This window comes from Pseudonocardia sp. McavD-2-B, assembly GCF_024124365.1.
Classification (GTDB): domain Bacteria; phylum Actinomycetota; class Actinomycetes; order Mycobacteriales; family Pseudonocardiaceae; genus Pseudonocardia; species Pseudonocardia alni.
The window spans coordinates 1-19,898 of sequence record NZ_JAMXSG010000038.1 but is presented as its reverse complement, the minus strand read 5'-3'; the positions used below and the strand labels follow the sequence as shown (position 1 = coordinate 19,898).

The window sequence follows — 19,898 nt, the reverse complement described above, 5'->3', positions numbered from 1 at the left end:
CCGGGTTCGGGGAGCTGGGTCCGACGGGCCGGGCGGCGTAGGCTCCGCGCATGCCGCGCTACGAGTTCCGCTGCCGCGAGTGCGCCACGACGTTCGAGGTCGAACGGCCGATGGCCGCGTCGTCGGACCCGGCGGACTGCCCGCACGGGCACGCGGACACCGTCAAGCTGCTCTCGACGATCGCGCTCGGCGGCCGGTCCGGTGCCGCACCCCGGCCCGCGATGACCCCGGCCGGTGGCGGCGGGGGCTGCTGCGGCGGCGGGTGCTGCGGCGGCTGACCCGTGCCGACGACGGGTCCCGCCCACTCGGACCACGGTCCGGCGGGCGGAGGTCCGGCGGGCGGTGGGAGGTCACGGGCGGCCCGGCGCGTCGTGCTCGTGCTCCCGGCCGTCCTGCTGGTCGGTGTCCTGGGCGCGGGCTGTGCGGGTTCCTCCCCGCTCGCCCCGACCCGCGGCGCGGAGACCGCGGCGGGCCCGAGCGCGTCCGCCGACGCCGCACCGTCGGACTCCGCGTCGACCGGCACCGGACCGCCGGTGACGATCGTGCTCGGCAGCCCGGACCGGCCGCAGGCCCGAGGTCTCGGGACCGCGCGGCCGCCGCTGGTCGGCCTCGGCAGGGCGAGCTCCACCGGCATCGTCGAGGACCTGACGTGGCAGAGCTGGGGCGGCCCGACCGCCACCGGCACCGGGACGGCCGCCTACGCCGCCCCCGGGCAGCCGCTCGCCGCCGCGACCCGGGAACGGGCGACCGTGGTCGCGGGCGACCCGGGCACCTGCGCCGGGCGCCCGGCCTACCGCACGCTGACCTGGTACTTCCCCCAGCACGGCGAGATCCCCGGTGCCCACACCCCGCTGCCCGTCTGCGGCGACTGACCGCCACACTGTTGCTAGGCCGAACGGGCGTATTCCGCTCGAACGTGTGACGTACGTCAACACTGCTCCGATACGCCGAGAGCATCTGTCCCCGTGGGACTGGAGTCCACGTGCCCCGAGCGCTCCCCCGCCTTCTCCGTGCCGCCACCGCCGTCGCCGCCGTGGCCACCACCGCCCTGCTCACGACGGCGGCGATCCCCGCCCCGCCGTCGCCGCCGGCCGAGGCGCTCACGGCGCCCGGGCCGGTGCAGGCCCTGCAGGTCTCACCCGTACCCGGCGGCGGCGCCCGCGGCCTCGGACTGCAGGTGTCCTGGTCCCCGCCCGTCCAGAACGAGGGCGCCCTGCGCACCCACTACGACGTCGAGGTCCGCGACCACGCGGGCGCCGTCCTCCACTCCGCCTCGACCGAGACCACCACCAGCGCCCCGGTGTACGGCGACTACTGCGTCGCGCCGTTCACGGTGTCGGTGCGCGCCGTGAGCCGCGACGTCGACGAGAGCCGGTCCGAGCCGGGGCCCGCCGTCCTCACCACGTTCGGCGAGCACGCCCCGTGCGCCCTCACGATGTCGATCACCGCGGCCCGCGCCGCCGACGGGCGCGTGCACGTGCGCGCCACCCGCGAGGCGCCGGTCGACCCCTTCGTGTCCGGCCCGTGCACGCTCGCGACGGCCGGCCGGGTGCTCTGGTCGGGCACCTGCGGCGGCTACGCCACCACCCAGGACATCGTGGTCGGCGCGCTGCCCCCGGGACCGCGGGAGCTCGCGCTGACCACCGTCGCCCCGCGGGGCGAGCGCACCACGAGCCGGACCACGCTGCGCTAGCCCGCCAGGACGATCCGCCCCAGCTCGACCGGCGATGCCAGGTGCGGGTGGTGCGGCAGCACCCGCACCGTGTATCCGGTCAGCCCCGCGTGCGGCAGCGGCACGGCGACCTCCCAGGATCCGTCGCCGCGGTGCTCCATCGCGACGGTCACCGGGTCCGCCAGCTCGTCGGCGGAGTCGACCCGCCCGACGACGGCCTCGACCGTCACGTCCGACGGGTCCAGCCCGGCGAGGTCCACCCCCGCCCGGACCGTCATCGGCGACCCCACCACCGGGGTGTCGGGCAGCCCGGACGCGTCGACACCGGTGATCCGGACGTAGTTCCACGCCTTGTTCAGCCGGGCCCGGAACTGCGCGATGTCGCGGGCGACGGCGTAGTCCGAGGCGGCCGCGTCCGCGGCGGCGCGGGCGGCCGGGGTGTACCAGTCCTGCACGTACTCCCGCACCATCCGGGTGGCCTGCACCTTCGGCCGCAGGGTGGTGAGGGTGTGGCGGACCATCTCGACCCAGCGGTGCGGGACACCGTCGACGCGGTCGTAGAACGCCGGGCTGACCTGGGTGGCGATGAGCTCGTAGAGGGCGTTGGCCTCCAGGTCGTCGCGCCGGGTCGGGTCCTCGACGCCGTCGGCGGTGGGGATGGCCCAGCCGTTGGCGCCGTCGTAGAACTCGTCCCACCAGCCGTCGCGGATGGACAGGTTCAGCCCGCCGTTGAGCGCGGACTTCATGCCGGAGGTGCCGCAGGCCTCCAGCGGGCGCAGCGGGTTGTTCAGCCAGACGTCGCAGCCCCAGTAGAGGTAGCGGGCCATCGACATGTCGTAGTCGGGCAGGAAGACGATGCGGTGGCGCACGCCGGCGTCGTCGGCGAAGCGCACGATCTGCTGGATGAGCGCCTTGCCGCCGTCGTCGGCGGGGTGCGACTTCCCCGCGACGACGAGCTGCACCGGCCGGTGCGGGTCGAGCAGCAGGCTGCGGAGCCGGTCGGCGTCGCGCAGCATCAGCGTGAGCCGCTTGTAGGTCGGGACCCGGCGGGCGAAGCCGACCGTGAGCACGTCGCGGTCGAAGACGTGGTCGGTCCAGCCCAGCTCCGGCTCGGACGCACCCCGCTCCAGCCAGGCGGCGCGCACCCGGCGGCGGACCTCGTCGACCAGCCGGGACCGCAGCGTGTTGCGCAGGCCCCACACGTCGGCGTCGGACACCGCGGCGGTGCTGCTGCCGGGCTCCGCGAGCAGCTCGGTGACCTGGTGGGCCTCCCAGGTGGGGCCGTGCACGCCGTTGGTGACCGAGCCGATCGGCACCTCCTCGCGGTCGAACCCGGCCCACAGCCCGCCGAACATCTCCCGCGACACCGTCCCGTGCAGCCGGGAGACACCGTTGGCGCGCTGGGCCAGGCGCAGACCCATGTGCGCCATGTTGAACGTCTCCGGATCCTCCTCGGCGCCGAGCGCGAGGAGCCGGTCGGTCGGCAGGCCCGGCAGCAGCCGGTCGGTGAGGTAGTGCCGCACGAGGTCCAGGCCGAACCGGTCGATGCCGGCGGGCACCGGGGTGTGGGTGGTGAACACCGTGCCCGCGCGGACGGCGGCGAGCGCCTCGTCGAAGTCCAGCCCGCCGGACGACGCGGACGCCGTCGCCGGTCCCGCGCCGTTGGACGACACCGCCGAGCCGGTGCACAGCTCGCGGATCCGCTCGCAGCCGAGGAACCCGGCGTGGCCCTCGTTGGTGTGGAAGACCTCCGGCGTCGGGTGCCCGGTGAGCCGGCAGAACGCGCGGACCGCGCGGACCCCGCCGACACCGATCAGGATCTCCTGCTGGATGCGGTGGTTCTGGTCGCCGCCGTAGAGCCGGTCGGTGACCCCGCGCAGGTCGGCCCCGCCGTCGGAGCCGGCGTTCTCCTCGATGTCGGTGTCGAGCAGCAGCAGCGGGACCCGCCCGACCGCGGCCTGCCAGATCCGCGCGTGCAGCGTGCGGTCCCCCGGCATCGCGACCTCGACGAGCTCCGGCGCGCCGGAGGCGTCGGTGAGCAGCTGCAGCGGCAACCCCTGTGGGTCGATCGCCGGATAGTGCTCGAGCTGCCAGCCGTCGAGCGACAGGGACTGACGGAAGTACCCCGACCGGTACAGCAGCCCCACCGCGACGAGCGGGACGCCCAGGTCCGAGGCGGCCTTCAGGTGGTCGCCGGCGAGCACGCCGAGACCGCCGGAGTAGTTGGGCAGCACCTCCGAGACGCCGAACTCCATCGAGAAGTACGCGACGGCCGACGGCCGGCCCGCGCCGTCGGCCTCGTCGTACCAGCGCGGCTCGGACAGGTAGGCCTCCAGCTCCGCGGCCCGCTCGGCGACCTCGGCGGCGACCGCGTCGTCCGCGGCGAGCTCGGCCAGCCGACCGGTGGGGATCTCGCCGAGCAGGCGGACCGGGTCGTGCCCGCTGGCGTACCAGGCGTCGGGGTCCAGGGAGGCGAACAGGTCCCGGGTCGGCGCGTGCCAGGTCCACCGCAGGTTCGTCGCCAGTGTCTGCAGCGGCGCGAGCGGAGCGGGGAGCTGGGCACGGACGGTGAAACGACGGAGGGCTCTCACGGCCGCGAGGGTAGCCGGGAACACCGACACGCACGCGGTGTCCCGCCCGGCCGGGACGGGGTCCCACCGGTAGGGTCGCACTGCCGCGGGACCGGTGGGTCCGTGCACGTCGAATCGGTTCCGTCCACATCCGTTCCGATCCGTTCACGCCGATGGTCCCGCGGGTGTGGCGACAGGTGACGTGGCGGCGTCAGACTGACCGTCTCGACTCTGGTGGGACTTCTACCGACGGTGACAATTTCCTGGGGGTGCAGCCGATGACCGGTCGGCTCGGAATCGACGACGTGACCCCGTTCGTGGAGAGCGGAGACCCGGCCAAGGCCGTGGTCGGCGAGGTCGTCCCGATCCGGGCGACCGTGTGGCGGGAGGGACACGACGCCGTCGCGGCGAACGTCGTGTTCACCCCGCTGTCGGCCGACGGGACGCCGGGCGACGCGCAGTACGTGCGGATGCAGCCCGACGGGGTGGGCACCGACCGCTTCGTGGCCTGGGTCCGCCCCGACGCCGAGGGTCGCTGGACCTTCCGCGTCGACGCGTGGAGCGACCCGTGGGCGACCTGGCGCTCGGGTGTAGAGAAGAAGATCGCCGCGGGCCAGACGGCCGAGGAGCTGGCCAACGACCTCGAGGTCGGCGCCCGGCTGCTCGCCCGGGTCGGGCGTCGCCCGGCCGAGAAGGACAGCCGCGACCTGCTGCTCGGTGCCGCGAACACGCTGCGGGACACCGCGCTGCCGCTGCGCGCGCGGGTCGCCCCGGCCCTGTTCGACGCCGTCGTCGCGATCATGACCGAGCGCCCGGTCCGGGAGCTCATCACCCGCGGCCCGGAGCGGACGATCTTCGTCGACCGGCCCCGCGCGCTCTACGGCTCCTGGTACGAGTTCTTCCCGCGCTCCACCGGCGGGCGGGACGAGACCGGCCGGCCGGTGCACGGCACGTTCGCGACGTCGTCGAAGGAGCTCGACCGCGTCGCGCGGATGGGCTTCGACGTCGTCTACCTGCCGCCGATCCACCCGGTCGGCACGGTGCACCGCAAGGGCCGCAACAACTCCACCCACGCCGAGCCGGGCGACGTCGGTTCCCCGTGGGCGATCGGCTCGGCCGCGGGCGGGCACGACGCGATCGACCCCGAGCTGGGCGACTTCGACGACTTCGACGCGTTCGTCGCGCGGGCGAACGAGCTGGGCATGGAGGTCGCGCTCGACCTGGCGCTGCAGTGCGCCCCGGACCACCCGTGGGTCACCGAGCACCCGGAGTGGTTCACCGTCCGCCCGGACGGCACCATCGCCTACGCGGAGAACCCGCCGAAGCGCTACCAGGACATCTACCCGCTGAACTTCGACCGCGACCCGGCGGGCATCTACGCCGAGTGCCTGCGCGTGGTGCTGAAGTGGGTCGAGCACGGGGTGACGATCTTCCGCGTCGACAACCCGCACACCAAGCCGCCGAACTTCTGGCACTGGCTGATCTGGGAGGTCAAGCGGACCCACCCGGAGGTGCTGTTCCTGGCCGAGGCGTTCACCCGCCCGGCCCGACTGTTCGGGCTCGCGCGGCTGGGCTTCACCCAGTCCTACACGTACTTCACGTGGCGGACGGAGAAGGAGGAGCTCGCCGACTTCGCGACGATGCACGCCGAGCACGCCGACGAGTGCCGTCCGAACCTGTTCACCAACACCCCGGACATCCTGCACGAGTCGCTGCAGACCGGCGGCCCGGCGATGTTCGCGATCCGGGCGACCCTGGCCGCGACGATGGCGCCGACCTGGGGCGTCTACTCCGGCTTCGAGCTCTACGAGGGCACGCCGGTCAAGCCGGGCAGCGAGGAGTACCTCGACTCGGAGAAGTACGAGCTGCGGCCGCGGGACTTCGAGTCCGCCCTGAACCAGGGGCGCTCGCTGGAGCCGTACCTGACCCGGCTCAACGAGATCCGCCGCGCGCACCCGGCGCTGCAGCAGCTGCGCGAGATCCACTTCCACGAGGTGGACAACGAGCACATCATCGCCTTCTCCAAGGTGGACCCGTCCACCGGCGACCAGGTGCTCGTGGTGTGCACGCTGGACTCGCACGCGCCGCAGCAGGGCACCCTCAAGCTGGACATGCCGGCGCTGGGGCTGCGGTACACCGACGTCGTCGAGGTGCACGACGAGGTGTCGGGCGAGACCTACCGCTGGGGCGAGTACAACTTCGTGCGGCTGGTCCCGACCGACCACGTCGCGCACGTGATCACGCTGCCCGCGCAGGCCCCGCTGCTCTGACCCGCCCCGTCCGCCGGGGGCTCCAGGACCACGGCGGTCGCCCGGAACGGGGCCATCCCGATCCGGAACCCGTTGAGGTCGTCGACGGTGCCGACGGTCTCGCCGGAGAACAGGTCGGTGACCGTCGCTCCCGGCGCCAGGTGCTCGGACCGCACGAACGCGTCCACCTGCTCGTCGGCGAAGTTCAGGACGGTCACGCTGGTCCGGTCGTCGTCGAGCAGGTGCACCATCACCAGCAGGCCGCGGTGCGACACGTCCGGCACGTCGACCTGGCGGGCCGTCGCCACCCCGGAGCGCTTGCGCACGGCCAGGATCGCCTGCATCTGGCGGACGAAGCTGGTCTCCTCGGTCAGCTGGTCGGGCAGCGACCCGTAGAGGCTGCGCCCGCGGGGCATGCCCGACGAGGACCTCTCGGCGTCCGGCCGGTGCCCCATCAGGTCGTGCGCCGGCCGCGAGATCCACCGGGTGTCCCCGGAGTTCAGCAGGTCCGAGACCGAGTCCGGCGGCAGCGTCAGCATGCCGAGCAGGTCCCAGCCCGACAGCGCGAACACCCCGGGCTGGAAGGCGTTGAACATGACCAGCAGCAGGTGCACCCGCCGGATGCGCTCGACGTCGTCGGGGCCGATGTCGTCGAGCGCGGAGATGCCGAGCGAGGCGGCGATGACGGTCGCGGTGGTGCAGGCGATCCCGTTCGTCGTGAAGATCAGGTTGTAGGGCGCGTCCGCTCCGGTGAGGACGTCGCACAGGTCGCGGCGGATCGTGTCGGCCAGATCCCCGCCGCGCATGTCCTCGCCGCGGAAGTGGAAGAGCTCGTCGGTGTGTCCCGCGGTCCAGTGCACGAGCTCGTAGGTCAGCTCGTCGTGGTTCTGCAGCGCGTGCACCAGCGACGCCGGGTCGACGCCCAGATCCAGCGCGGTGCGCAGGGTCAGCCGCAGGAACTCGGTGTCCGAGGTCGCGAGCGCGTGGTGGTAGGCGGGGCGGTTGATGAAGTCGTAGGACAGGTCCGCGCCCGCCTCGGAGGTGACCTTGATGTCGTCGACGGTCAGGTTCAGCTCCTGGAAGGTGAACCCGCCGACCTTGCGCACCATGCTCGCGATGAGGTGGTTCGCGGCCTCCGACAGCGGGTGCCCCTCGGACCAGCCGGGGTCCCCGGAGCCCGCCTTCTCCACGCCGAGGAAGCCGTTCGCGTCCAGACGCAGCGCACCCGAGCCGAGGTCGGCCAGCGAGTGCAGGGCGTCGCCGATGACCATCCGCATGCCCGCGAAGGTCGGGTCCAGCCAGTTGACCGACGGCTGGCCGTCCTTGAAGTAGTGCAGGTACACCCAGCGCCGCACGACGCCGTCGACGCCGGTGACCTCGCCGGTCGCCGACCAGTTGGTCTCCTTCACGCCCTCGCGGTAGAAGATGACCCGCTGCAGCCGGCCGACGATGTAGCCGGCCTTCTCCAGTGCCTCCTCGGTCGCGGCGTCGAGGTTGGCCGAGTCCTTCCCCGGCGGCACGTCCGGCAGCATCCCCCAGTCGGACTGCTCGATCTCCACCATGTGGTAGATGCCCGGATAGTCGCCGTAGGCGAGCTCGGCGAGCCGGAAGTCCGGGCCCTTGCCGGTGTGGCCGGGGACGATGTCGTCGATGATCGTGCCGCCGTGCCAGGTGGCGGTCGCGCACATCGCGCGGAACTCGTCCTCGGTGCCGAAGGCCGGGTCGAGCTCGTTGGAGATGCGGTCGAAGTGGCCGTCGACGCTCGGGGTGGGCTGCCAGCCCGAGAGTCCGCCCGCCTTCTTCACCGGCCCGGTGTGGACGCCCTCGATGCCGATCGTCTCGAACGCCTGCCACAGCTCCTCGTTGCCCAGCGCCGCCAGGAACGACTCGCCGGAGGCGGTGATCAGCGAGATCGGGTAGGCGGTGAACCACACCGACGCCGTCTCGACCGCGTGCCGCGGGCCGGGGCTGGCGTAGGGGTTCTGCCACATCGAGCCCTGCCCGGAGAACTGGCGGGCCAGCTCGTCGGCGTGGCCGAGCATCGACTGGGACAGCAGCCACGACACGTAGACCGGGTTCTCCCCCGACGCCGGGCCGTCCTGCGACACCGACCGGCGCCGCACCGTGGACCGCACCCGGGCGCGGTGACGCAGCGTGCGCGGACGCGCCTCGTGGTAGTACTCGGCGAAGTTCACGTCCGGTGGCTCCGGGACGTGCTCGGCCTCGGCGGGCACCGGTTCGACGGCGGCGAGCGGATCGGCCGGTGCGATCCGGGCCTGGGTCTCCGGGATCGTCGGGGGGATGTCGGCCTTCGGCTCTCGCTCGGTCACGCCGCCGGTCCTCCGGTCGCTGTGGGGGGCAGGTCAGGGCAGGTTCTGGGCATGTCCGGCCCACGGTGCGCCCTGCGACGGCGATCCGCACGCGGGCGCGTGCGCACCGTCGCGGGGTACCCGCGGGCACCGCGTCCAGTATGGGTTTCCCGGCACGGGGATGCCGGACAGAGGCGTGATCACCGCCCGTGACCAACGGGTGGTCGATCCGACACGGACAGTACCGCCCACCCGACCTCCTGACCCGGCCGGGTCGGCCTGTCCCGGTTAGGGTTTTCGCCTGCGGGCCCGGGTGGCGCCGACCGGTACCCCGACGTGGTGCGGGCGGTGGCCGCGACCGGTCCGCGGTGGTGTTCACAGGCCGGGCGGACGCCCGGCAGGAGGGGGACGACGCGTGCGGCCGACCGGAGCTTCCGAGGACCTGACGGCGCTCCCGGGCCTGTTGCGCGACTGGCTGCCCGGGCGTCGCTGGTTCGCCGAGAAGGGGCGTCCGCTGACCGGCGTCGCCGTCGCGTCACGGCACCCGCTGCCCGCCGCCGAGGGTGTCACCGGGCTCGAGGTGCTGATCCTCGCGGTGTCCTTCGCCGACGGTCCGGACCGCCACTACCAGCTGCTCCTGGCCCGCGCCCCGCACGCCCCGGCCGGGGCCGCCCCGATCGGCGACCACGACGGGCAGGTCCTCTACGACGGCCTGCACGACGGGCGCGTCACCGCGCTGCTGCTGCGGCTGATCGCCGAGGGCGCGACCGTCGATGACCTGTCGTTCGTGCCCGAGCCGGGCGCAGACCTGCCGCTGACCGAGACCGGCCGCGTCGTCGACGCCGAGCAGTCCAACACCTCCGTCCGCTGGGGCGAGCGCTCCATCCTCAAGGTCTACCGGCGCCTGTCCCCCGGTCTGAACCCCGATCTGGAGCTGCACCGGGCGCTGCGCGCGGCCGGGTCGACGTCGGTCGCGGCGCTGCAGGGCGGGATCGAGGGTGTCCTCGGCGGCGAGCCCGCCACCTTCGCGCTCCTGCAGGAGTTCGCGGCCGGCTCGCACGACGGCTGGGAGCGGGCCACCGCGGCGGTCCGCGACCGGACCGACTTCACCGGCGACGCCCGCGCGCTCGGTGAGGCGCTCGCCGACGTGCACGTCGCGCTGCGCGCCGAGCTCGGCACCTCCGAGGCCGACCCGCGCGAGCTGGCGGCGTACTGGACCCGGCGGTGCGCCGACGTCGCCGACCAGGTGCCGGTGCTCGCCCCGCACGTGCCCGCGATCCGCGCCGTCTACGACGAGGTGGCCGCGCTGGGCGCGCCCGTCGTCGTGCAGCGGGTGCACGGCGATCTGCACCTCGGGCAGACGCTGCGCCGCCCGGACGGGCGTTGGCTGGTCATCGACTTCGAGGGCGAGCCGGCCGCCTCCCCCGAGGAGCGGCGCGCGCCGGACTCCGCGGTGCGCGACGTCGTCGGGATGCTGTTCTCCTTCGACTACGCCGCCTTCCACCACCTGCTGACCCGGTCCGACACGCCCGGGGCAGGTCTCGGTTCGGACACCACCGAGGCACGCCTCGCTCACGACTGGTCGGCCGCGAACCGTGACGCGTTCTGCGCCGGCTACGCCGCCCGCGCCGGCGAGGACCCGCGCGTGCACGCCGCGCTGCTGCGCGCCTACGAGCTGGACAAGGCCGTCTACCAGGTGCTCTACGAGACCCGCAGCCGTCCGACCTGGCTGCCGATCCCGCTCACCGCGATCGCGCGCGGCACCGCTTAGCACGTCCGGGCCGTCGGCGACACCCGGTGGTCACCGGACCTTCCCGCCGACGACGCCGGGGCGACGCCCGACTCCCCGGGCGGCCTGGCGCGGGATCGTGGAATCCTCCCCGACCAGGAGGACACCCACCGTGAGACGACCACCCCCCACCCGGCCCGAGGACCTCTCGTGACCCCGGCCGGTCTGCTCGGTGCGGACGGTCTGGACGGCGTCCTGGGCCTCGTCCAGCGCCCCGACGGGCCCACGCTCGGCGTGACGCTGGCCGTGCTCTTCCTCGGTGTGCTGGTGGAGGGGCCGGTCGTCAGCGTCGTCGCCGGCTCACTCGCGGGCGCCGGGCTGCTCGACTGGTGGGTGGTGTGGCTGGTGGCGTTCGCCGCCGACGTCGTCGCCGACACCGCCTTCTACGTCCTCGGCCGCGGCGGGCGCCGCCCGGCCATCGCTCCGCTGCTGGTCCGGCTGGGTCTGACCGAGCGTCGCTGGGACGCACTGCGCGCGAAGGTGGGGGGCCGTCCGGGCCGGTTGGTGCTGGGCGCGAAACTGGTGGACGTCGGCGCGATCCCCGCGTTCCTGGCCATCGGCCTGGCCGGGGTGTCGTACCGGCGATTCGTGGCCTGGGTGGTCCCGCTGACGGCGGTGCGTTCGGCACTGCTGGTCGGGATCGGCTGGGTGGTCGGGGGCCGGTTCGCCGCGGAGCTGGCCGACCGGCCGTGGATCATCGTGGCGGTGGGGCTGGGCGTGGGCCTGGTGCTCGTGGCCGGGCGCGCGCTGTGGGTGCGTGCGAGGACCTCGCGGAAGGAGAACGTGTGCGCGTCCTGATCGGGGCCGACACCTGGGCACCGGACGTCAACGGGGCCAGCTACGCCGGACAGCGGCTGGCGGCCGAGCTCGCCGCCCGCGGGCACGAGGTGCACGTGGTCGCACCGTCGCGCGGCCTGCGCAGCCTCCCGCCGCGCCGGGTCGGGCCGGTGACCGAACACCGGGTCCGCTCCTGCCGCGTCCCCAAGCCGCCGGACTTCCGGCTCTGCCCGCCGCCCGGGCTGCGCCGGACCTGCCGCGCGATCCTGCGCCGGGTCCGGCCCGACGTCGTGCACGTGCAGAGCCACATGGTGCTGGGGCGGATGCTGCTCACCGCGGCCGCCGACCTCGGCGTCCCGTCGATGGCGACCACGCACATGATCCCGGAGAACATCATCCCGGCGATCAGCTTCCTGCACCTGCCGGAGTCCGGGCTCAAGAAGCTGTTCTGGTGGGACGCGGTGCGCGTGCTCAGCCGGGCCGGGCTGGTCACCGCACCCACCCCGCTGGCCGCGTCGATGGCCGAGCAGGGCGGCGTCCCCGGCCCGGTGCTGCCCGTGTCCAACGGCCTGGACCTGGGCCGCTTCCGGCCCGACACCACCGGTCGCGGGCCCGCGTTCCGCGCCCGGCACGGCATCGCCGAGGGGGTGCCGCTGGTCGGCTTCGTCGGGCGGCTGGACCGGGAGAAGCACGTCGACGAGCTGGTCCGCGCCACCGCGCTGCTGCGTGCCGGTGCCGTGCCCGACGCGCAGCTGGTCGTCGTCGGCGACGGCGAGGAGCGGGCCCGGCTGGGCGCCCTGGTCCGCGCCGAGCACCTGGAGCACGCGGTCACGTTCACCGGCCGGCTCACCGACGACGAGATCCCCGACGTCTACCCGGCCCTGGACGTGTTCGTGAACGCCGGCACCGCCGAGCTGCAGAGCCTGGTGACGCTGGAGGCGATGGCGACCGGGAAGCCGGTCGTCGCCGTCGACGCGGGTGCGCTGCCGCACCTGGCCCGCCCCGGGGTGAACGGCTGGCGCTACCCCCACGGCGACGTCGCCGCGCTCGCCGACCGGCTGGCCCGGGTGCTCGACGACCCCGACGGCGCGGCCGAGCTGGGGGCAGCGAGCCTGCAGATCGCCTCCGAGCACTCACTGGCGACCACGGTGGACACCTTCGAGGAGCTGTACCGGACGAAGGCCCGCCCGGTCGTGCCGGTGCGCGCGTTCCGCTCGGCACGCCGCGCCCGCCGGCACGCGGACACCCGGCGGTGACCGCGACGCCGTCGCCCGCCCTCGCGGTGGCCTCTCCCGTGCACGTCGTCGACGGCGCGCCCACCGTCGTGCACACCCTCGGGGACCCGGACGGGGCGCCGGTGCTGGCGCTGCACGGGCTGCGCGGCAGCCACCACGGGCTCGCGCCGCTGGCGTCGCGACTGGCCGGGTACCGCGTCGTCGTGCCGGACCTGCCCGGGTTCGGGGCGTCGCCGGCGTTCACCGACCGCACCCACGACGTCGACGGCTACGCCCGCTGGGCCTCGGCGCTGCTCGCCGACCTCGGCCCGGACACGGTGCTGCTGGGGCACTCGTTCGGGTCGATCGTGGCCGCGGCCGTCTGCGCCGCCGCCGCGACCACCCCGCGGGCGCTGGTCCTGGTCAACCCGATCGCCGAGCCCGCCTCGGACGCCGGCGGCGCCACCGGCCTCGGGACGGCCGCCACCGCGCTGCTGCACTCCGGTGCCGCCCGGCTCGGCCTCGACGGCCTGCTGCGCCACCGGCTGCTCGCCGACGCCGCGACCGTCTCCATGACCACCACCCGCGACCCGCTGCTGCGTCACTGGATCTCCGACGAGCACCGCGCCCACTTCGGCACCTTCGCCACGACGGCGTCGCTGCTGGAGTGCCTCCGCGCCGCCGGTTCCGGCTCGGTGCGACCCTGGGCGCCCCGGATCACGGTGCCGACACTGCTGCTCGCCGGGGCCCGCGACCGGGTCGCCCCACCGGCCGGGCAGCACGCGCTCGCCGCCGCCTTCGCCGACGCCCGGCTGGTCCTGCTGCCGCGCACCGGCCACCTCCTGCACTACGAGGCCCCCGCGTGGGCGGCCCGCGAGATCCGGGGTTTCGTGGCGCGGTGAGGGTGCTCGTCGACTGCCGCTACATCCGTCCCGGACGCCCGGACGGCATCGGCCGCTACACCACCGGGCTGGTCCGCGCGCTGGACCGGATCGCCCCGGTGGAGCTGCTGGTGTCCGACCCGCGCCAGCGCGACGGGCTGCCCGACCGGCCCGCGCACACCCTGCCCGCCCCGACCGGGGCCGGGGAGCCGCTGGTCGCGCGGCGGGTGAACCGGATCGTCGCCGGGTCACCCGATGCGGTCGTGTTCAGCCCGATGCAGACGATGGGCACGCTCGGACGCCGCTACGCGGTGGTGCTCACCGTGCACGACCTCATCTACTACCGGCACCCGGCGCCGCCGCCGTGGCTGCCCGCGACGGTGCGGGCGGTGTGGCGGGCCTACCACCTGTCGTGGTGGCCGCAGCGGCTGCTGCTGGCCGGCGCCGACGCCGTCGCATGCGTGTCCGGCGCGACCGCGGGCCTGGTCGCGGCGCACCGGCTGTCCCGCCGCGAGGTCGCCGTCGTCCCGGACGCCACCGACTTCCACCTGCCGCCCGGCACGCCGACGCGGTCCCGGCCGCCGGGGGACCGGATCGTCTACGCCGGGTCGTTCATGCCCTACAAGGACGTCGCGACCCTGGCCCGGGCCGCGGCCCGGCTGCCCGGCCACGAGCTCCACCTGGTCTCCCCCGTCCCGCCCGGGGTGCGCACGGAGCTGGAGCGGCTCGCCGCGCCGGCCCGGCCGGTGTTCCACGACGGCGTCGACGACGACGGCTACCGCGCCCTGCTCGACGGCGCCACCGCGCTGGTCTCCGCCTCCCGCGACGAGGGGTTCGGGCTCCCGGTGCTGGAGGCCATGGCGCGGGGCTGCCCCGTCGTCGTCACCGACATCCCGGCCTTCCGCGAGGTCGCGGGCGACGCCGGGGTGTTCGTCGCGCCGGGCGACGACGCGGGGTTCGCCGCCGCCGTGCGCGCGCTGGACACGACGTGGACGCAGCGCTCCGACGCGGTGCGCGCCCGGGCCGCCGAGCAGACCTGGGACGGCGCCGCCGGCGCGCTGCAGGCGGTCCTGGAACGGGCGCTGGCCCGTCACCGGCGCCGGCGCGGGCGGGGATGACGCGCCCCCGCTCACGCTCGACTGCGATCCGGCAACACTGTGCGACCGCGCGCGGCGGGCGTTCGTCACCCGCAGTACGGTTCCGCAGTGACCTCCGAGGAGACCCGAGCGACCCGCTCCGAGACCGATGCGTACGCACCGGACCAGGCGACGACCGACCGGCTCCTGGGCGGTGCCCACCACGACCCCCACTCGGTGCTCGGCGCGCATCCGCACGTCGACGGCACCGTGGTCCGTGTCCTGCGGCCGCACGCCGTCTCGGTGGCGGTGCTGCCCAACGGTGACCGCGCGCAGGCCTGCGAGCTGACCAGGGTGCACGACGCCGGACTGTTCTCCGGCCTCGTCCCCGGCTCCGGCGGCGACTACCGGCTGCTCGTGACCTACGGCGACGGCGCCGGCGGCACGACCGAGCAGACGGTCGACGACCCGTACCGCTGGCTGCCGACGCTCGGCGACATGGACCTGCACCTCATCGGCGAGGGACGGCACGAACGCCTGTGGGACGTCCTCGGCGCACACGTCCGGGACTACGACACCCCCTCCGGCCCGGTCGCCGGGACCAGCTTCGCCGTCTGGGCGCCGAACGCCCGCGGTGTGCGGGTCACCGGTGACTTCGACGGCTGGGCCGGCTGGACGCTGCCGATGCGCTCGCTGGGCAGCTCCGGGGTCTGGGAGGTGTTCCTGCCCGGCGTCGGCGTCGGCGACCGCTACAAGTTCCGCATCCTGGGCCCCGACGGCCGGTGGCGGGACAAGGCCGACCCGATGGCCTTCGCCACCGAGATCCCGCCGCAGACGGCGTCGGTCGTGACCCGCGACGTCCACGAGTGGACCGACGACGCGTGGATGGCCGACCGCGCGCAGCGCCGACCGCACGCGGAACCGATGAGCGTCTACGAGATGCACCTCGGTTCCTGGGTGCCGGGGCTGGACTACCGCGAGATCGCCGAGCGGCTGGTGGCCTACCTGGACACCACCGGGTTCACCCACGTCGAGCTGCTGCCGGTGGCCGAGCACCCGTTCGGCGGGTCCTGGGGCTACCAGGTGACCTCGTACTTCGCCCCGACCTCGCGGTTCGGCACGCCCGACGACTTCCGGTACTTCGTCGACCGGCTGCACCGCGCGGGCTACGGCGTGATCGTCGACTGGGTGCCCGCGCACTTCCCGCGCGACGAGTGGGCGCTGGCCCGCTTCGACGGCACGGCCTGCTACGAGCACGCCGACCCGCGCCGCGGCGAGCAGCCCGACTGGGGCACGCTCGTGTTCGACTTCGGCCGCAACGAGGTGCGCAACTTCCTCGTCGCGAACGCGCTGTACTGGCTCGAGTCGTTCCACATCGACGGCCTGCGCGTCGACGCGGTCGCCTCGATGCTCTACCTGGACTACTCCCGTGCCGACGGCCAGTGGCTGCCCAACGTCCACGGCGGCCGGGAGAACCTCGACGCGGTGGCGTTCCTGCAGGAGATGAACGCGACGGTCTACCGGGAGCACCCGGGAGTCGTCACGATCGCCGAGGAGTCCACCGCCTGGCCGGGCGTCACCCGGCCCACCTACATGGGCGGTCTCGGGTTCGGGCTCAAGTGGAACATGGGCTGGATGCACGACACGCTCGACTACACCGGGCGCGACCCCATCCATCGCAGCTACCACCACAACCAGATGACCTTCTCGCTGATGTACGCGTTCAGCGAGAACTACGTGCTGCCGATCAGCCACGACGAGGTCGTGCACGGCAAGGGGTCGCTGTGGACCCGGATGCCCGGCGACGACTGGAACAAGGCCGCCGGGGTCCGCGCACTGCTGGCCTACATGTGGGCGCACCCGGGCAAGCAGCTGCTGTTCATGGGCGGCGAGTTCGGGCAACCGCGCGAGTGGTCCGAGCAGCGGTCGCTGGACTGGCACCTGCAGAGCGACGACCCGCTGCACGGCGGGATCACCACCCTCGTCGGGGACCTGAACCGGACCTACCGCGCGCAGTCCGCACTGTGGTCGCGCGACACCACCCCGGACGGCTTCGGCTGGATCGACGCCAACGACGCGCAGGGCAACGTGTTCTCGTTCCTGCGCCACGGCGTCGACGCCGAGGGCCGCGCCACCGTGCTGGCCTGCGTCGCGAACTTCTCCGGCTCCCCCCGCGAGGACTACCGGGTGGGGCTGCCGTTCGCCGGGAACTGGACCGAGGTCGTCAACACCGACGCGTCGGCCTACGGCGGGTCCGGGGTGGGCAACCTCGGGCGGGTCAGGGGCGAGCAGGTCATGTGGCACGGCCAGCCCGCCTCGGCGGTGCTGCGGCTCCCGCCGTCGGGTGTGCTGTGGCTGGTGCCGGAGGAGACCGGCGGCCCGGTGCTGTCCGCCCCGGCGCAGGAGGCGGCCCCGGCCGCGACGGTCCCGCCGCCGCTGCCGGCCGCCGCGCTGCCCGACGAGCCGGAGGACACCGACGTCGAGGCGCCGGTGACCCCGGACGACGACCTGCGGGTCTCCGCCGCCCCGGCGGACCCGGCCGACCTCGTCGACCCGGGGCCGGACGACTCCGGTGACGTCCCGGACGCCGGTCAGGTGTCCACCTCGGTCGCGCCCGCACCCGGCACCGTCGGTGTCCGGGCGGTGCGCACCGGGACGTTCGTCAACGGGAGCTCCGGGACGGGCGCGTCGGACACCGGGACCACCGCGGGCGACTGATCTCCGCCGTGCGACCGGTCCGGCCTCTCGCCGGGCCGGTCGCGGGCAGGCGGACGGTCGCCGTCGACCGGTGACCTGCGCGACGGCTCGTCGTCGGGGCCCATCCAGACGCGCGCCATCGGCTCACCCCGTCACGCGCCGGTCGCCCGGTACCGCCAGTACCGCCAGGGCCCCCAGCGCGGCGACCGCCCCGAACGCGAAGAAGCCCCACGGGTAGGCGAGGCCCGCAGTGAGCAGCACACCGCCGAGGAGGGGCCCGCAGATCGCGCCGAGCCGGCCGATCCCGCTGGCCGCCCCGAGCGCCGAGGCCCGCGCGTGGTCCGGGTAGTGCCGGCTGACGAACGCGTAGACCAGCACCTGCGAGCTGAACACGAACACGCCCGCGAGCAGGACGCTCACGTAGATCCCGCCGCCGGGCAGCGGCACCGCGAGCAGCGCCAGGAAGACCGCGCCCGCGACGAACCAGCCGACCGTCGCCGTGCGCAGCCCGATCCGGTCGGCGACCCGGCCCGCGACGAGCAGACCGACGATCGCGCCGACGTTCAGCACGAGCAGCTGGGCCAGCGCCGCGTCGAGCCCGTACCCGGCGACCCGCATGATCTGCGGCAGCCAGGTGTTGAGGCCGTACACCAGCAGCAGCCCCATGAACGAGGCGACCCAGAACGCGACCGACGAGCGCAGGTAGCCGTCGCGGACGAGCTGGGCGACCGGGTTGCGCGACCGTGGCCCGGCCGGTGCGGCCGTCGCGCGGGCCTCGGCGGGCAGCGTGTCCGGCAGGTACCGGGCCAGCAGCGGGACCAGCACGATCGCCGGGAGCGCACCGAGCACGAACATGGGCCGCCAGCCCCAGACCGGGATGACCAGGATCCCGAGCAGCGAGGTCGCGACGGCTCCGACGTGGTAGCCGGTCATCAGGGTCGTGGTCGCGCTGCCGCCGCGCCCGGGTCCGCTGTGCTCGTTCACCATCGCCAGCGCCACCGGCAGCACCCCGCCCAGGCCGAGCCCGGCCAGGAAGCGCAGTGCGCCGAACGTCCACGGGCCGGTCGCGACCGCGCACAGCAGCGTCAGCACGGAGAACGCGACGACGGTCGCCAGCATCGCCCGGCGCCGTCCGACGAGGTCGGCGAGCGGGCCCGCGGAGAGGGCGCCGGCCATCACACCGAGCAGCCCGGCGGTGGACACCAGCGACGCCGTCGCCGGGGTCAGGCCCCAGGCGGGCTCCTCCAGCAGCGACGGCAGCACGACGCCGAGCACCACCAGGTCGAAGCCCTCGAGCGCCACCGCCGCCCAGCACAGTGGGGCCACCCAGCCCCCGTGGCGGACAGCGCCGGGGGCGGTGGTGGGTCCGCGGGCGGGGTCGGGCCGTGACGTCTGCGCCATCCGGGAGCCTCCTTGCGTCTCGGGTGGCGCGGAGTCTGGACCGTCAGGCCGGTGCGCGGGCCGACTCTTCCGCAGAGCGGAAGGACCCGCCGGGGACCGGTCCGGTCGCCGGACGCAGCAGTGACCACCAGGTCACCAGGAGCACCGCCGTGTAGAGCGCCCGCCCGAGCGGGGTCGCCCAGCCGCCGTCGGCCCACAGGTCCGACCAGCTCACCGGGACGACGGCGAGACACCCGATCGCGACGACGACCCGGCGGCGGGTGTCCCCCGCCTCCCCGGACGCGACGAGCGCCAGCAGCCCGGGCACGAGCAGCAGCAGGTAGTTGTGCCACGCGATCGGCGCGGCCAGCAGACCGGTGGCGAGCACCGCGAACAGCGCCGTCCCGCCCGGGTCGGTGCCCACGGCCGGGCCGGCTCCGTGCCGGCGGGTACGCCGCCCGAGGTGGACGAGCGTGCCGGCCGCGACCGCCGCGCCCACGAGGGCCCCGACGACGGTCGGGATCCCCCAGCGCAACGCCTGGCCCGGGAGCGAGGCGTTGTCCGGGGTGGGGCCGACCGGCTCGGCCAGCGCCATCGCCAGCCACTGGAACGCCGTCGGCCACCCGGCGACGGCGACGCCGACGAGCGTCGCGACCGCCGCGGCGGCGATCCCGGCCGCGAACGGCCGCCACCGGGCCTGCACGGCGGGGAGCAGCAGCACCGGCGCGAGCGAGGGCTTGAGGGCGACCGTCACGCCGTAGCAGGCGGCGGCCAGCACCGGGTGCCCGCGCCGTTCGGCGACCCAGCCCGCGGTCAGCCCCGCCAGCAGCAGCGGGTAGATCTGGCCCAGCAGCAGCGTCCCGTGCAACGGCGACGACGCCAGCACCACCACGAGCGCGCCGGTCGTCCAGCGGCGGCCCAGCCGCAGCTCCCGGCAGACCAGCAGCACCGACCCTACGACGAGCAGCACCGACAGGGCCGTCAGCAGCCGGTAGCCGGTGACCGGGTCGAGCAGGGCCAGCGGCGCGAGCAGCACCGACAGCAGCGGCGGGTTGAGGTTGTGCAGGCGGGCGCCGGTGTCGTAGATCGCGGCGCTGCCCGGGCCGTGCTGGACCAGCGCGTGCGCCGAGGCCCGGAAGGTGTCGAAGTCGACGTGCATCCGCGCGATGTCGGTCGCCGGGATCCAGCGCAGCAACGGCGGGCCGCCAAGCAGGACCAGCAGTGCAGCGGCCACCAGCGCGGCGACGGCGACGATCGGCGCCACCGGCCGGGCGAGGCGGTGCA

At 74.7% G+C, this 19,898-nt stretch carries 14 protein-coding genes; 10 read left to right on the top strand and 4 right to left on the bottom strand.

Annotation, left to right across the window (positions count from 1 at the left end; translation table 11 throughout):
- Nucleotides 1–50: 50 nt before the first annotated feature.
- From NH602_RS08250 to NH602_RS08240, 3 genes are all read left to right on the top strand, one after another.
- A complete protein-coding gene (locus tag NH602_RS08250) occupies nt 51–278 on the top strand; it encodes a zinc ribbon domain-containing protein (protein WP_073578478.1) in 228 nt (75 codons plus the stop codon).
- Nucleotides 279–371: 93 nt separating this feature from the next.
- Complete coding sequence (locus tag NH602_RS08245) at nt 372–872, top strand: hypothetical protein (RefSeq protein WP_179761968.1); 501 nt, start codon at nt 372–374, stop codon at nt 870–872.
- 161 nt (nt 873–1,033) lie between these two features.
- Complete coding sequence (locus tag NH602_RS08240; RefSeq protein WP_179761967.1) at nt 1,034–1,693, top strand: hypothetical protein; 660 nt, start codon at nt 1,034–1,036, stop codon at nt 1,691–1,693.
- Here NH602_RS08240 and glgP read toward each other — a convergent pair.
- The gene (glgP, locus tag NH602_RS08235; RefSeq protein WP_179761966.1) at nt 1,690–4,263 is read right to left on the bottom strand and encodes an alpha-glucan family phosphorylase; all 2,574 of its coding nucleotides are present in this window, start codon (nt 4,261–4,263) and stop codon (nt 1,690–1,692) included. The genes NH602_RS08240 and glgP overlap by 4 nt on opposite strands.
- Before the next feature lie 257 nt (nt 4,264–4,520).
- Here glgP and NH602_RS08230 point away from each other — a divergent pair, with 257 nt between their 5' ends.
- Nucleotides 4,521–6,512 (top strand): alpha-1,4-glucan--maltose-1-phosphate maltosyltransferase, encoded by a 1,992-nt coding sequence (locus tag NH602_RS08230; RefSeq protein ID WP_073578589.1) that lies wholly within the window; start codon nt 4,521–4,523, stop codon nt 6,510–6,512.
- Here the strand turns inward: NH602_RS08230 and treS are convergent.
- The gene (treS, locus tag NH602_RS08225; protein WP_253067478.1) at nt 6,419–8,821 is read right to left on the bottom strand and encodes a maltose alpha-D-glucosyltransferase; all 2,403 of its coding nucleotides are present in this window, start codon (nt 8,819–8,821) and stop codon (nt 6,419–6,421) included. The two genes, NH602_RS08230 and treS, sit on opposite strands and share 94 nt — an antisense overlap.
- A gap of 394 nt (nt 8,822–9,215) precedes the next feature.
- On the opposite strand from treS, the gene NH602_RS08220 reads away from it, so the two are divergent.
- The 6 genes from NH602_RS08220 to glgB all read left to right on the top strand — a co-directional run bounded on the left by NH602_RS08220 (nt 9,216) and on the right by glgB (nt 17,255).
- The gene (locus NH602_RS08220; RefSeq protein WP_253067477.1) at nt 9,216–10,571 is read left to right on the top strand and encodes an aminoglycoside phosphotransferase; all 1,356 of its coding nucleotides are present in this window, start codon (nt 9,216–9,218) and stop codon (nt 10,569–10,571) included.
- A gap of 168 nt (nt 10,572–10,739) precedes the next feature.
- The gene (locus NH602_RS08215) at nt 10,740–11,387 is read left to right on the top strand and encodes a DedA family protein (RefSeq protein WP_073578481.1); all 648 of its coding nucleotides are present in this window, start codon (nt 10,740–10,742) and stop codon (nt 11,385–11,387) included.
- Complete coding sequence (locus tag NH602_RS08210) at nt 11,375–12,622, top strand: glycosyltransferase (RefSeq protein ID WP_161151909.1); 1,248 nt, start codon at nt 11,375–11,377, stop codon at nt 12,620–12,622. Before NH602_RS08215 ends, NH602_RS08210 begins: the two co-directional genes overlap by 13 nt.
- Nucleotides 12,619–13,482, top strand: coding sequence for an alpha/beta fold hydrolase (locus NH602_RS08205; RefSeq protein WP_253067476.1), 864 nt, complete (start codon nt 12,619–12,621; stop codon nt 13,480–13,482). Before NH602_RS08210 ends, NH602_RS08205 begins: the two co-directional genes overlap by 4 nt.
- Complete coding sequence (locus NH602_RS08200) at nt 13,479–14,579, top strand: glycosyltransferase family 1 protein (RefSeq protein WP_253067475.1); 1,101 nt, start codon at nt 13,479–13,481, stop codon at nt 14,577–14,579. Before NH602_RS08205 ends, NH602_RS08200 begins: the two co-directional genes overlap by 4 nt.
- Nucleotides 14,580–14,666: 87 nt before the next feature.
- The gene (glgB, locus tag NH602_RS08195; RefSeq protein WP_179761963.1) at nt 14,667–17,255 is read left to right on the top strand and encodes a 1,4-alpha-glucan branching protein GlgB; all 2,589 of its coding nucleotides are present in this window, start codon (nt 14,667–14,669) and stop codon (nt 17,253–17,255) included.
- 123 nt (nt 17,256–17,378) lie between these two features.
- Here the strand turns inward: glgB and NH602_RS08190 are convergent, their stop codons facing one another.
- On the bottom strand, nt 17,379–18,635 hold the full coding sequence (locus tag NH602_RS08190; RefSeq protein ID WP_083659168.1) for an aromatic acid/H+ symport family MFS transporter: 1,257 nt from the start codon (nt 18,633–18,635) through the stop codon (nt 17,379–17,381).
- A gap of 43 nt (nt 18,636–18,678) precedes the next feature.
- Nucleotides 18,679–19,898, bottom strand: a 1,220-nt coding sequence (locus tag NH602_RS08185; protein ID WP_253067474.1) for a glycosyltransferase family 87 protein, incomplete at its 5' end; no start/stop codon positions are given.

Bases quoted from the DNA above. Each gene is read 5' to 3' on its own strand.
- NH602_RS08230 (WP_073578589.1), top strand. From the start codon at position 4,521: ATGACCGGTCGGCTCGGAATCGACGACGTGACCCCGTTCGTGGAGAGC.
- NH602_RS08250 (WP_073578478.1), top strand. From the start codon at position 51: ATGCCGCGCTACGAGTTCCGCTGCCGCGAGTGCGCCACGACGTTCGAG.
- NH602_RS08190 (WP_083659168.1), bottom strand. From the start codon at position 18,635: ATGGCGCAGACGTCACGGCCCGACCCCGCCCGCGGACCCACCACCGCC.